Below are 12,370 nucleotides of genomic sequence, written 5' to 3'. Positions count from 1 at the left end.
AAGAAAGCCCGTCCTCGTGACGGGCTTTTTCTTTTGTCCGCAAACTCGGCTCAGGCGGGGCGTGGCAGCGTGACTGTGATGAGCAGGCCACCTTGGGGCGCATTCTCGGCGGCGATAGTGCCGCCATGGGCCTCAATGGCTCGCTTGGCTATGGCCAGCCCCAGGCCATGGCCTCGGGTATCATCGGCATGGTGGAAGGGTTCAAAGATTTCGCCGAGCAATTCGGGTGGTACTCCTGGGCCTGTATCCTGGATCTGGATCCGGCACCCCTTGTCATCGGCGGAGAGCGCCAGCGTGACGCAAGCACCGGCCGGCGTATGTTGCAGGGCGTTGCGCAGCAGGTTATCGAACGCACGCCACAATAACTCACCGCGGCAAGGCAGCACGACCTCGTGCAGTTGATCCAGCTCCAGGCTGATGCTGTGGCCGCTGCTTTCGAAGCGGGCATCCTCTACCAGACTCTGCAGTAGGGCGACCAAATCCAGATAGTCACCCTGGGTGTAGGGAACTCCCGACTCCAGACGGGCCAGGGTCAACACCTCGCCTATCATGTTATCCAGTCGTCCAGCCTCATACTCCAATCGATCCAGCATCTCCTGCATGCGCTCAGGTTTCTGCCGAGCTAACCCTATGGCCACCTGCAGGCGGGCCAAAGGGGAGCGCAGATCATGGGAGATATCATTGAGCAGCCGCTTTTGGGAGCTCATCAGCTGCCCAAGTTGCCGGGCCATGCGATCGGCATCGCGGCCCAATTCGCCCAATTCATCGCGCCTGGCCCCCATCTGGGCACTCACCTCGATCTGGAAATCCCCTTCGGCTACCTGGTGCAGGCCATCCCGCAATATCTGGATTGGTCGCACCAGAGAGCGCGCCAATAGGGCACTGAAGAGCAGACTGGAGAGCAGGGCGCACAGCGGCAGGAGGAGGGGGGTATCCAGGATATCAAACAGCAGGAAATGCTCTTGATCGACCATATTGTTGAGGATAAACAGCAGCAGCGGCTGGCCATCGGCTGTGATGACATGGCGCACCGTCGCGTGAGGGTCATCGGCCTGTTCGCGGGCCAGATGTTGGGCATCACGCCATGCCTGTGAGGGAACAGGGCGCCCAAGCAGGTCAATGCCTTGTGGTGTCACCATCAACGGTAAGGTCTGGAATGGCCCCGGGTCTGGCCTACTGCCGGGGTTGGGCATGGTTGCAGGGGCGGGTGCCAAGCTAGCCGGATCCGGCTGTCCGGGCGGTGCGGTGAATATGGGGGGGCGCCGGGGGCCGAGATCGTGGCGCTGCCACTGCCCTATGACCACCTTGGCGTCAGCCAGGCGCAGATCCCGGGCCAGGTTATCCAGTATGAAGCCGACCCGTTTGTCCTGGGCCAACTGCTCGGGGTTACGCAGCTTGGCCTCGTTGTAGAGCATGACCACAGCTCCGGCTCCCAGCCCCATCAAGAGCAGAGATAACCAGAAGCCGCAGAGAATGCGCCAAAACAGGCTCATGCCTCCTCTCCGAGCAGTTGGTAGCCGATGCCGCGTATGGTTTCGATGGGGCTACGGCCATCGGCCCGTTCCCCCAATTTCTGGCGCAAGTTGCTGATGTGGACATCCAGGCTGCGATCGTAGCGGGTCAAGGGGCGACCGAGCACCTGCTCGGAGAGTTGCGCCTTGCTCAGGGATTGGCCTGCATGCCGGCAGAGATTTTCCAGCAGGTTGAATTCGGTGCTGGTCAGATCCAGCCGCTGATCCTGCCAATAGGCCAGCCGCCGTGAGGAGCTGAGTGTCAAGGCGCCAATCTTGAACTCGTCGTGACTCGGGGTGCCGAGTTTACCCGGGGCGCTGCGACGCAAAATGGCTCGAATACGGGCGACCAGCTCCCGGGGGGTACAGGGTTTGGCCACATAATCATCGGCACCTATCTCCAGCCCCAGTATCCTGTCCACATCATCGCCCTTGGCGGTCAGCATCAGCACCGGCAGGTTACTCTGTTGACGCAGGCGGCGTAGTAGCTCGGAGCCACTCATTTGGGGCAACATCTGATCCAGCAGCAGAATATCGTGCTCGCCGGACAGGGCGGCCGTCAGGCCGCTGGCTCCGTTATGGCACTGGTGTACGAAGAACCCCTCACTCTGCAGATAGTCAGCCTGCAGGTGACACAGCTCCACATCATCATCAACCAGCAAGACTCGGATCATGGTAACAACTCCCCTATGACAACAACCGCACCCCGGCTCATGCCGGGCTAGGGCTCATGATACGGTTTGCCTGAGGCGGGACAAGTCGCGGCCCGGTGACCGGTCGGCTTTTACCTATCTTTACATTTTAGGGGACTTTTTTGCGGACAGGATCTCGTTGGTCAGCAAGGGGGACAACTGCTTGACCAGCTGCTGTTGGCCTTGGGCATTGGGGTGAATACCATCTGGCAGGAAGAGTTCCGGCTGTCCGACCAGCGGCTCGAGCAGGAAGGGGAGCAGCGGGATCTTTTGTTGCTGGGCCAACTGGGGATAGATAGCTTCAAATAGCTGAATATAGCGCGGGCCATAGTTGCGCGGCAGACGGATCTGCATCAGTAGCGGTTTGGCTCCCGCCTGGTGAATTTGCGCCACCATCTGCTCCAGATTTTGTCGGGTCAATTCGGGTGACAAGCCACGCAGTCCATCGTTGGCCCCGAGCTCAATGAGCACGGCATCGGGCTTATGGTGGCTGAGTGCCTGGGGCAAGCGCTCAAGCCCGCCCTGGGTGGTTTCACCACTGATGCTGGCATTGATCAGTTGCAACTCCGGTTTTTCCTTTTGCCACCGCTGTTGCAGCAGGGCGGGCCAGCTTTGCCCGGTAGCGAGTTGATAACCCGCGCTTAAACTGTCGCCGTAGACCAGCAGGGTGGTAGCATGCAGTTGCGTGATAAACAGGATTGCAAACAGACAGAGGATCCGGGCCATGACAGAACCTTCGATGATAGTAGTGGAGCAGCTCACCCAGCGGGTGACCCTGGGCGCGGAAGAGTTGACCATACTTCAGGGGATCAACCTGGATGTCAAGGCGGGTGAAACCGTGGCGCTGCTGGGTGCCTCGGGGTCGGGCAAATCGACGCTACTGGGTCTGCTGGCGGGGTTGGATCTACCCAGTGAGGGCACCATTCGATTGGCTGGCATAGCGCTGGAGCAGTTGGATGAGGAGGGGCGCGCCAGGCTGCGGGCCCAGAAAATTGGCTTCATCTTTCAATCTTTCCTGCTGCTGCCAGGGCTCACCGCCCTGGAGAATGTGATGTTGCCGGGGGAGATAGCCGGTTTGCCCAGGACGCGGGCGTTGGCCCTCTCCCTGCTCGAGCAGGTGGGGCTGGCGGAGCGGTTACATCATCATCCGGCCCAGCTCTCAGGGGGTGAGCAGCAGCGAGTGGCTATCGCCCGCGCCTTCATGGGTCAGCCCGCGCTGCTGCTGGCCGATGAGCCCACCGGTAATCTGGACAGCCATACTGGCGAACGGGTGGCGGATCTGCTGTTTCGCTTGAACCAGGAGCACGGCACGACGCTGCTCATTGTCACCCATGATGCCCGGCTGGCCAGCCGCTGCGGACGGCGTCTGCAGCTGGACTCTGGGCAACTGGTGGCTGCCAGCGGGGGAGACGGGGCATGAAACCTGGGGCTAAGGTTGCTGGCCACGTTTCGAACCAGCCAGGGTTCGGACTTTGGCCCCTGGCAAGGCGTCTAGCCTGGCAGGAGGGGGTTCACGGCTCGTTGCGTGGTTTTGTGTTGGCGCTGGCGTTGTGTGTGGCGAGCATACTCTGTATCTCGCTATTGGCCGATCGCTTGCAGCAGGCCCTGGCGTTGGGGGGGCGGGAGTTTTTGGCCGCCGATCGGGTGCTGCAAAGTAATGCCCCCTTGGCCGCGACCCGAGTGAGCAGCTTGCCGCCAGGCGTGGCCATGACCCAGACCATCAGTTTCAACTCCATGCTGTTTGTCGGCGACGCCATGCAACTGGCCAGTGTCAAGGCCGTTGCCGGGGGGTATCCCTTCTATGGGGTGTTAAAGTTGGCTCCCCAGCAGACGGTGCGGCCGGGAGAGATCTGGCTTGCCCCCCGTTTGATGGCCCTGCTACAGGCCCGGATTGGCAGCGAACTTGAGCTGGGCGCAACCCGGCTCCGGGTCGCCGGTGAGTTGTTGCAGGAGCCGGATGAGGGCTTCTCGCCCTTTATGCTGGCCCCTCACGCCCTGATGCATCTGGATGACTTGGTCCAGGCCCAGGTGATACTGCCGGGTAGTCGTATCGAATACCGCTATCTGTTCCGTGGCGCTTCACGCCCACTGGGAGAGCTAGATCGTCAATTGCTCGCCAGTAAGTTACCAGGTGAGCGGTTGCTCAAGCCGGGGCAAGAGAGCGAGCTGCGCTCGCGACAACTGGAGCGCAGTGAGCGCTTCTTCCGTCTGGCAACCCTGATCGGTCTGTTGTTGGGGGGGCTGGCCATGCAAGTGGCCATGAGCCATTTTGCCGAACGCTATGGCCCTCAGTTGGCCCTCCTCAAAACGCTGGGGGCCAGCCGCCGCCAGCTCTGGGCTTGGTTGCTGGGGTTGCTCGGCTTGCTGATGGTAGTCGCATTGCTACTGGGGGGGCTGGTGGGTTACCTGCTGCATCTGGCCTTTATTCCTCTGCTGGGCGATCTGCTGCCCGCCGAGTTGCCGCCACCCTCCTGGCAGCCGTTTTTCGTGGGCTTGGGGATGAGCGGCTTCATCACCCTGTTGCTCTGCCTGGTGCCCTTTGGCCGCCTGCTCACCATGCCCGCGCTGCGGGTGTTGCGTCAGGAGCTGGGCTCTGTCATTCCCGCCTGGTTGAGTTTGCCCCTGGTGTTGGTGGGCAGCCTGCTTCTGGCCTGGCGTTTTACCGGTGATGCGCGGTTGAGCCTGGGATTGTTGCTGGGGTGTCTATTACTCTTGCTGTTGCTGGGAGCCCTGGCTTATCTGTTGTTATGGCTGTGGCCTAAGCCCAGAATAGGGAGTGCCTTGGGGTTGGCCCTGACGCATCTGCGGCGCGCCCGCTGGCAGAGTTTGAGCCAACTCTCCACCATAGCGCTGGTGCTCCTGCTGCTGGGGGTGCTCTGGGCCAGTAGAGCGGCCATCTTGGCGGGGTTTGATGCCACTCTGGCCGCCGATCTGCCCAATCGTTTTCTCATTAATCTGGCTCAACAGGATAAGCCTGCACTGGAGCAGCTACTGGCTAGCCACAAGATCAGCCATTCCCGACTCTATCCTGTCATTCGTGGTCGCTTGACGCACATAGCCGGGGAGGCCGTGGCGCAAGCCGAAGGCGAGAGGGGGCGAGAGGGGGTAAACCGGGAGCTCACCATGACCTGGCAGGCCCAGGCTCCGGCTCACAATACGCTGGTGGCCGGTTTGTGGTGGCATAGCCAGAGTCGGGGTGAGGTGTCAGTGGAGCAGGGGGTGGCTGAGCGGCTGGGGATCAAACTGGGTGATGAGCTGCGTTTTAGCCTGGGCGGCGAGCCGCTTACGGCTCGGGTCACCTCCTTGCGCAAGGTGAACTGGGAAGATTTGCAGCCCAACTTCTTTATGATCTTCTCACCGGATCTGCTGGCTCACTACCCGGCGAGCTGGATGGTCAGTTTGCGCATTCCCCAGGGGGAGAAACAGCTGGAAGTCGAGCTGGTTCGCCGGTTTCCGGCCGTCACCCTTATTGACACTGACAGCATAATGTTGCGTCTGCAGCGGGTGCTGGAGCAGGTCAGCCGGGCCTTGGCGTTGATGCTCTCCCTGGTCACCCTGGCGGCCGTGCTGGTGCTCTTTACCCAGGTGCAGGCGGATATGAGTCGACGTTGGCAGGAATTGGTGCTGATGCGCACCCTGGGCGCCAGCGCCCAGTTGCTGCAGCGGGCCTTGCGCTGGGAGTTGCTGGCCACGGGGCTACTGGCCGGGCTGACTGCCGCCTTTTGCTCGGAGCTAATCATGCTGTTGTTACAGCAGCAATGGAGTGAACTCACCTGGCAACCGCACCCTCTGTTGTGGTTGGGGTTGCCGGTGCTGGGTGCTCTGCTGGTCTGGCTGGCGGCCAGGGCGCCTATGCACAGATTGTTGCACTCAGTGCTGATCCGGCATCTGCGTTAGCCTGCAACCCACGCCCTTGGCCTGGCTCGCGTCGTTACATTTCGGGAAAATGCACGGGCTTATGACCGTTGTGCAACTGGTGTTTGAGCGCGGTGACCAGCTCGGTATAGCGGAAGCGAAAGCCGGCTTCCAGCAGGCGCTTGGGATAGACATTCTGACCATAGAGCAGCAGATCGGCCATCTCGCCCAGCAAGAGGCGCAACAGCCAGGCGGGGCTGCGCACCAAGTGCGGGCGTTGCAGGCTCCTGGCCAGTTGCAGAGAAAACTCCTCATTGCTGATGGCGTGCGGGGCGGTGGCGTTGTAGATACCCTGACACTCTTCGTGTTCCAGCAAGAAGAGGATGCTGGCAATCAGATCCTCCATGGCAATCCAGGAGACCATCTGCTGCCCCGATCCCAGCGGGCCGCCTAGCCCCAGACGATAAGCCGGCAGCATCTTGGCCAGGGCGCCACCATCGGCTCCCAGTACCATGCCAATACGCAGGATACAGACCCGGCAACCATACTCCTTGGCTTCCCGTGCCAGCTCTTCCCAGCGGCGACACACCTCATGGCTGAACTCGTTATGCACTTGGGTGCAGCTCTCATCTATCACCTGTTCGCCCTGGCGACCATAGAAGCCAATGGCCGAGGCATTGAGCCACACCTTGGGCGGGTTGCTGCAGTGACGCAGTCGCTCCAGCAGCCCCTCTGTCAAATGCCAGCGGCTTTCACAGATGCGTTGCTTCTGGTTCTTGCTCCAGCGCTTGTTGGCAATCGGCTCACCCGCCAGATTGATGATGGCATCGAAAGCATCCAGATTATCCAGCTCATCCAGGGTGGCGCATAAGGAGACCTGTTGCCCCAATCGATGGGAGGCACGGTTGCAGTCCCGGCTCAGGGCGGTGAGGGTATGCTCCTTGCTCAATGCCTGGATCAGATGGTGACCGATAAACCCTGTGGCTCCGGTGATCAGCACTCTCATGGCCATCTCCTGGGATCAGTTATTTCTTTGAGTCTAGCTCTCATTGGCATAATGATCCTTGCCTGAGCCTCTCTGCTGAGGTGGATCGAAGGTTGCTAATTGGCACCATGACACTTTTATGATCTTATCCACAATTTTTGGGGATAAGTGTGTAGATTACTGCTGCACTTCTTGCTGATAGATGGCGCTAGCCTAGGCGTAGTGCAGGTTGTGGGAATTGGCAAGGCAGGGGCTTGGGATCGGTGAAAATGCATATAAAAAAGGGAGCCGAAGCTCCCTTACCTGGATTTATCCAGCGCCGTCAGGCGCTCACCCTTGGGTGTGAGTGGCCAATTCGGCTTGAATGGCCTGCTCGGCTTGGATGGCGGTCAGGGCTATGGTGTAGACAATGTCGTCCACCAGGGCACCGCGGGAGAGGTCATTGACCGGCTTGCGCATGCCTTGCAGCATGGGGCCGATGGAGACCAGATCCGCAGAACGCTGCACTGCCTTATAGGTGGTGTTGCCGGTATTCAGATCCGGGAAGATGAATACGGTGGCTTGACCCGCTACCGGCGAGTTCGGCGCCTTGGAGAGTGCCACGTCAGCCATGATGGCCGCGTCGTACTGCAGCGGACCGTCAATGATCAGATCGGGACGCTTCTCTTTGGCCAGACGGGTCGCTTCACGCACCTTGTCTACATCGGCGCCGGTACCTGAGGTGCCGGTGGAGTAGGAGATCATGGCGACGCGCGGATCGATACCGAAGGCTGTGGCAGAGTCGGCAGACTGGATGGCGATTTCGGCCAGTTGTTCGGCGTTCGGATCCGGGTTGATGGCACAGTCACCGTAGACCAGCACCTGATCCGGCAGCAGCATGAAGAAGACCGAGGAGACCAGGGAGGAACCGGGCGCCGTCTTGATGATCTGCAGCGGTGGACGAATGGTGTTGGCTGTGGTGTGTACCGCACCAGAAACCAGACCATCCACCTCGTTGCGCTCCAGCATCATGGTGGCTAGCACCACATTGTCTTCCAGCTGTTCGCGGGCAACCACTTCGGTGATCCCCTTGGCTTTGCGCAGCTCTACCAGGCGCGGCACATAGCGCTCACGGGCGGCGATCGGATCTATGATCTCGACCCGGTCGTTCAGCACCACACCCTGTTGCTCGGCAACGCGGCGGATCTCGTCCGGATTGCCCAGCAGCACAGGGCGGGCAATGCCACGCTCGGCGCAGATGGCGGCGGCCTTGACTGTGCGTGGCTCATCCCCTTCTGGCAGCACGATGCGTTTGTTAGCGTTGCGCGCCAGCTCGGTGAGCTGATAACGGAAAGCGGGCGGGCTCAGGCGACGTGAGCGACTGGAGGCCGCGGTCAGGGATTCCAGCCAGTGTTTGTCGATGTGGCCAGCCACATAGTCCTGCACCAGCTCGATGCGTTCGATATCGTCAGCGGGAATTTCCACGTTGAAATTCTGCAGGCTGACCGCGGTCTGCCAGGTGTTGGTATCGATCATCATGATGGGCAGGCCGGTCTGCATGGCCTGTTGACACAGGGCCATCACCTGCGGCTCCGGATGATAGTTACCCGTCAGCAGCAGGGCACCCAGTTTGACGCCATTCATGGCGGCCAGGCAGGCGGAGACGATCACATCGGAGCGATCGCCCGAGGTGACCAGCAGGCTGCCGGGACGGAAATGTTCCACCATGTTATGGATGGAGCGGGCGCAGAAGGTGACCTGGTGCAGACGACGCTGATCCAGTTCGCCACGGTTGAGGATATGGGCATTCAGGTGGTGAGCCAGATCCTTGGCGCGCGGCGCGATCAGCTGAGTATTCCAGGGGATGCAACCCAGGATGCGCAGCGGGCTCTTGCCGAAGAATTGTAGCACTTCCAGGTTGTTGGCCAGCTCGCCTGTGCTGTGGTGTGCCTCGAACATCTCGGTCAGATCGGGGCGGGTGATGCCGTGTTCATCGACCGGGGCACCCACCTTGTTGATGATGCAGCCCACGATGCGCTTGTTGTGGACACCACCAAAATTGGAGCAGGCGAGCTCAATGCGTTCCTTGAGCTTCTGGCTGGAATCGTTACCAGGATGGGTAACAAAAACCATGTCGGCATCCAGGGCGCTGGCGATGTCGTAGTTGAGCTTGTTGGCAAACGGTTGCTTGTCGACAGGGACCAGACCTTCAACCACCACCACTTCGGCGCCACTCTCTTTTACATGATTCTCATACAGCGCCACTATCTCTTCGAGCAACACGGCTGTGTTACCTGAGGAGATCATGTTTTCTGCATAGTGGAGGGAGAGCGGTTCGGGAGGGGTGATGTTGGAGCCGGCACGGATGACGGCAGTTGAGGCTTCTGGGCCTGAGTGTGCGGGTTTCGGTTGAGCGACCGGTTTGAAGAAACTGACGTTGACACCGTGTCTTTCCATCGCTCGGACCATACCGAGACTCACGGAGGTGACGCCAACACCGGAGCCAATCGGGATAAGCATGATAGTGCGTGCCACTTTTGTATCCCCTTATTGATTTACGCTTTGGCTAAGGAAAAGGCAGCCCTAGGGCTGCCTTTTCTATTTTACCTAGTCTGAATCAGGCTTCCACCAATTCCAGCGCATCATGAGCAATTACCCACTCCTCGTTGGTGGGGATCACCATGGCCACAGTGCTGCCAGGCTCGGTGATGATACCTTGGCCGCCGAAGCGCGCCTTTAGATTGGCTTCATTATTGACCTTGAAACCCAGCAGGGCCAGACGATTCAGGGTCATCTCGCGGATCGGCGCTGAGTTTTCACCTATGCCACCGGTGAATACCACCGCATCCAGGCGACCATCCAAGGCTGCCACATAGCTGGCGATCGTCTTGGCCAGGCGGTAGCAGTAGAGATCCATGGCGCGCTTGGCCGCGGGCTCGGTTGCGTAGTTATCTTCTACGAAGCGACAGTCACTGGTGACCTCGGTCAGACCCAGCAAACCGGATTCCTTGGTCAGCATGGCGTTGATGTCGGCCAGGCTCATGCCCAGGGCATCATGCAGGTGGAAAATAATGGCCGGATCGATATCGCCGCAGCGGGTACCCATCACCAGACCTTCCAAGGGGGTCATGCCCATTGAGGTATCTACCGACTGACCATCCTTGATGGCGCAGACCGAGCCACCATTGCCCAAGTGGCAATTGATGATATTCAACTCGTTCACCGGCTTGCCTAATGCTTCAGCTGCTTGCAGGCTGATGTAGTAGTGGCTGGTGCCATGCATGCCATAGCGACGGATACCTTGCTGCTGGTACATCTTGTAGGGCAAGGCGTACAGGTAAGCATGTTCCGGCATGGTTTGATGGAAAGCGGTATCGAACACGGCCACGTTGGGTAGCTTGGGGAAGGCGTGTTGAGCGGCCTTGATGCCAACCAAGTGCGCCGGGTTATGCAGCGGCGCCAGGGTGATGCACTCCTCGATCCCCTTGATCACCGCCTCAGTGATGATGACGGAGGAGGTAAAGTGTTCCCCGCCGTGCACCACCCGATGGCCAATGGCAAACAGGTTCTCATTCAGTTCAGGTTTCTTTGCCAGTATCTCATGTACGATGAAGTGCATGGCTTCTTCGTGAGCGGCGCCAGGGCCCAGATCGGCTGCGCCTTTCTGACCCTCCTGCTTCCACTTGATGCGGGCATCATCCAGATGCAGACACTCGGCCAGGCCTGAGAGTTTTTCGTCACCGGTAGCGGCGTCAATTACGGCAAATTTCAGCGATGAACTGCCACAGTTAAGTACAAGAACCAGCTTGCTGCTCATTCGTAGTAAATCCTATCTATCTTTTTAACGGGTTTACTAGCTGGAAAGAGTATTTTTCCAGCAGAGTTAACGTATGCTTACATTAAAGGTGCTGGCAGCGTCCGGCTTATGACGTCTGCTCAGCCTCTAAGTTGCGAGGCTCGACAAGGCGAGAGTGCCGGATAATCAAGCGGCCAAAGAATACAGTGGAAGCATAAAAATAACAAAAAATCTTTTTATGAAGCATGTAACCATTTTCAAAGTGTGGTTATTTGCTACGGAGGTAGTCGATATGACTTTATGGCGAAAGAAGATAGAGATGGGGCAGCACTACCTGCAGCTGTGGCCCAAAGAGAAATCGCTGGCGGCCCTGTTCCCGGAAAATCGCGTCATTTCGGCGCTGGAGTGGGCGGTGCGGGTGCTGCCTGCCATGGTGGTGATGAGCCTGTTACTGCAGTGGCAATGGGGTAAGCCCGAGCTGTGGCCCGTGGTGGTCTCTAGCGTCTTCTTCATGTTGAGTCTGCCGCTGCAGGGCTATTACTGGTTAGGGCAAAGAGCCGAGACTCTGCTGCCACCCTCCCTATCGCGCTGGTATGTGGAGATCAATCAGAAGCTGGGGCAGGGGCAGCGCCGAGCTAATCCTCGATATCTGGAACTAGCGGAAACCTTGAGTCAGGCCTTCAAGACCCTGGATCGCTCCTTTATCTACTGAGACGCACTGTTAACGGAAGCCCCAATACGCAACAAGCCACCGAGAGGGTGGCTTGTTGCGTATTGGGTTGGATGGGCGATCAGTAGATCACATTCGGGTGATACTTGCCTATGATGTCGCGAATGGTATCCATGGTCTCCTTCTTGGGAGGGTGTACGCCATCGAGCATGTACTTCTCGCCCATGGCCTCCCACTTGTGTTTGCCCAGCTCGTGATAGGGCAGTAGTTCTACCTTTTCGACACAGCCATCCAGCTCATCGTGAATGAATTTGCCCAGTGCCTCGGCTCCTGCCACATCATCACTCCAGCTAGGTACCACTACATAGCGGATCCAGATCTTCTTGCCCTTCTTGGCCAGATAACGGGCAAAGTCGAGACAGTATTTATTGCTGACGTGAGTCAACGGAATGTGGATGTCATCGTTCATGTGCTTGATGTCGAGCAGTACCAGATCGGAGACATCCAGCAGGGCATCCAAGGCTTGATCATAGTGGCGAACGAAGCCGTTGGTGTCGAGACAGGTATGGATCCCCTTCTCTTTGCATGCCTTGAATAGCTCGGTGACAAACTCTTTTTGCAAGGTGGCTTCACCGCCTGAAGCCGTAATTCCGCCGCCAGAGGCATTAATAAAATGCCGGTAAGTCAGCAGATCCTTCATCAGCTCATCAACCGTCACCTCTTTGCCATCATGGGTATCCCAGGTATCACGGTTGTGGCAATAGAGACAGCGCATCAAACAGCCCTGCATGAAGACAATGAAGCGGATCCCCGGTCCATCGACCGTGCCGCATGTTTCAACAGAGTGGATCCGCCCCGTGATTGACATAGATATAGGCTCCC

10 protein-coding genes are annotated in these 12,370 nt (G+C 58.8%); 3 read left to right on the top strand and 7 right to left on the bottom strand.

Going from position 1 to position 12,370, the window contains the following annotated elements:
- Positions 1-50 precede the first annotated feature (50 nt).
- The 3 genes from ACZYTD_RS06540 to ACZYTD_RS06530 form a co-directional block, all read right to left on the bottom strand.
- A complete protein-coding gene (locus ACZYTD_RS06540) occupies positions 51-1,493 on the bottom strand; it encodes a HAMP domain-containing sensor histidine kinase (RefSeq protein ID WP_463890463.1) in 1,443 nt (480 codons plus the stop codon).
- A complete protein-coding gene (locus ACZYTD_RS06535) occupies positions 1,490-2,185 on the bottom strand; it encodes a response regulator (protein ID WP_463890461.1) in 696 nt (231 codons plus the stop codon). The genes ACZYTD_RS06540 and ACZYTD_RS06535 overlap by 4 nt, the downstream gene beginning before the upstream one ends.
- Before the next feature lie 120 nt (positions 2,186-2,305).
- Complete coding sequence (locus ACZYTD_RS06530; protein WP_463890459.1) at positions 2,306-2,929, bottom strand: arylesterase; 624 nt, start codon at positions 2,927-2,929, stop codon at positions 2,306-2,308.
- Here ACZYTD_RS06530 and ACZYTD_RS06525 point away from each other — a divergent pair.
- Together ACZYTD_RS06525 and ACZYTD_RS06520 are read left to right on the top strand one after the other, a co-directional pair.
- The gene (locus tag ACZYTD_RS06525) at positions 2,928-3,623 is read left to right on the top strand and encodes an ABC transporter ATP-binding protein (RefSeq protein ID WP_463890457.1); all 696 of its coding nucleotides are present in this window, start codon (positions 2,928-2,930) and stop codon (positions 3,621-3,623) included. The genes ACZYTD_RS06530 and ACZYTD_RS06525 overlap by 2 nt on opposite strands.
- Entirely contained in the window at positions 3,620-6,100 is a 2,481-nt protein-coding gene (locus ACZYTD_RS06520) for an ABC transporter permease (RefSeq protein ID WP_463890455.1), read from the top strand. The genes ACZYTD_RS06525 and ACZYTD_RS06520 overlap by 4 nt, the downstream gene beginning before the upstream one ends.
- A gap of 34 nt (positions 6,101-6,134) precedes the next feature.
- Here the strand turns inward: ACZYTD_RS06520 and ACZYTD_RS06515 are convergent, their stop codons facing one another.
- The 3 genes from ACZYTD_RS06515 to ACZYTD_RS06505 form a co-directional block, all read right to left on the bottom strand.
- Complete coding sequence (locus ACZYTD_RS06515) at positions 6,135-7,064, bottom strand: TIGR01777 family oxidoreductase (protein ID WP_463890453.1); 930 nt, start codon at positions 7,062-7,064, stop codon at positions 6,135-6,137.
- Positions 7,065-7,373: 309 nt separating this feature from the next.
- A complete protein-coding gene (pta, locus tag ACZYTD_RS06510; protein ID WP_463890549.1) occupies positions 7,374-9,542 on the bottom strand; it encodes a phosphate acetyltransferase in 2,169 nt (722 codons plus the stop codon).
- Positions 9,543-9,639: 97 nt separating this feature from the next.
- On the bottom strand, positions 9,640-10,839 hold the full coding sequence (locus tag ACZYTD_RS06505; RefSeq protein WP_463890451.1) for an acetate kinase: 1,200 nt from the start codon (positions 10,837-10,839) through the stop codon (positions 9,640-9,642).
- A 271-nt stretch (positions 10,840-11,110) separates the two neighbouring features.
- On the opposite strand from ACZYTD_RS06505, the gene yfbV reads away from it, so the two are divergent.
- Positions 11,111-11,530 carry a terminus macrodomain insulation protein YfbV gene (gene yfbV, locus ACZYTD_RS06500; protein WP_463890449.1) on the top strand — a complete coding sequence of 140 codons (420 nt, stop codon included), beginning with the start codon at positions 11,111-11,113 and terminating at the stop codon, positions 11,528-11,530.
- A gap of 79 nt (positions 11,531-11,609) precedes the next feature.
- Here the strand turns inward: yfbV and pflA are convergent, their stop codons facing one another.
- Positions 11,610-12,356: a pyruvate formate lyase 1-activating protein gene (gene pflA / locus ACZYTD_RS06495; protein ID WP_463890447.1), complete on the bottom strand. Its 747-nt coding sequence runs from the start codon at positions 12,354-12,356 to the stop codon at positions 11,610-11,612.
- Positions 12,357-12,370 lie beyond the last annotated feature (14 nt).

Source organism: Pseudaeromonas sp. HNCC25DJ180, assembly GCF_055413345.1.
Note: the sequence above shows the minus strand (reverse complement) of the source record. Positions and strands in the feature narration are given on the sequence as shown.

Bases quoted from the DNA above. Each gene is read 5' to 3' on its own strand.
- ACZYTD_RS06540 (WP_463890463.1), bottom strand. From the start codon at position 1,493: ATGAGCCTGTTTTGGCGCATTCTCTGCGGCTTCTGGTTATCTCTGCTC.
- ACZYTD_RS06535 (WP_463890461.1), bottom strand. From the start codon at position 2,185: ATGATCCGAGTCTTGCTGGTTGATGATGATGTGGAGCTGTGTCACCTG.
- ACZYTD_RS06525 (WP_463890457.1), top strand. From the start codon at position 2,928: ATGACAGAACCTTCGATGATAGTAGTGGAGCAGCTCACCCAGCGGGTG.
- ACZYTD_RS06530 (WP_463890459.1), bottom strand. From the start codon at position 2,929: ATGGCCCGGATCCTCTGTCTGTTTGCAATCCTGTTTATCACGCAACTG.
- ACZYTD_RS06520 (WP_463890455.1), top strand. From the start codon at position 3,620: ATGAAACCTGGGGCTAAGGTTGCTGGCCACGTTTCGAACCAGCCAGGG.
- ACZYTD_RS06515 (WP_463890453.1), bottom strand. From the start codon at position 7,064: ATGAGAGTGCTGATCACCGGAGCCACAGGGTTTATCGGTCACCATCTG.
- pta (WP_463890549.1), bottom strand. From the start codon at position 9,542: ATGCTTATCCCGATTGGCTCCGGTGTTGGCGTCACCTCCGTGAGTCTC.
- ACZYTD_RS06505 (WP_463890451.1), bottom strand. From the start codon at position 10,839: ATGAGCAGCAAGCTGGTTCTTGTACTTAACTGTGGCAGTTCATCGCTG.
- yfbV (WP_463890449.1), top strand. From the start codon at position 11,111: ATGACTTTATGGCGAAAGAAGATAGAGATGGGGCAGCACTACCTGCAG.
- pflA (WP_463890447.1), bottom strand. From the start codon at position 12,356: ATGTCAATCACGGGGCGGATCCACTCTGTTGAAACATGCGGCACGGTC.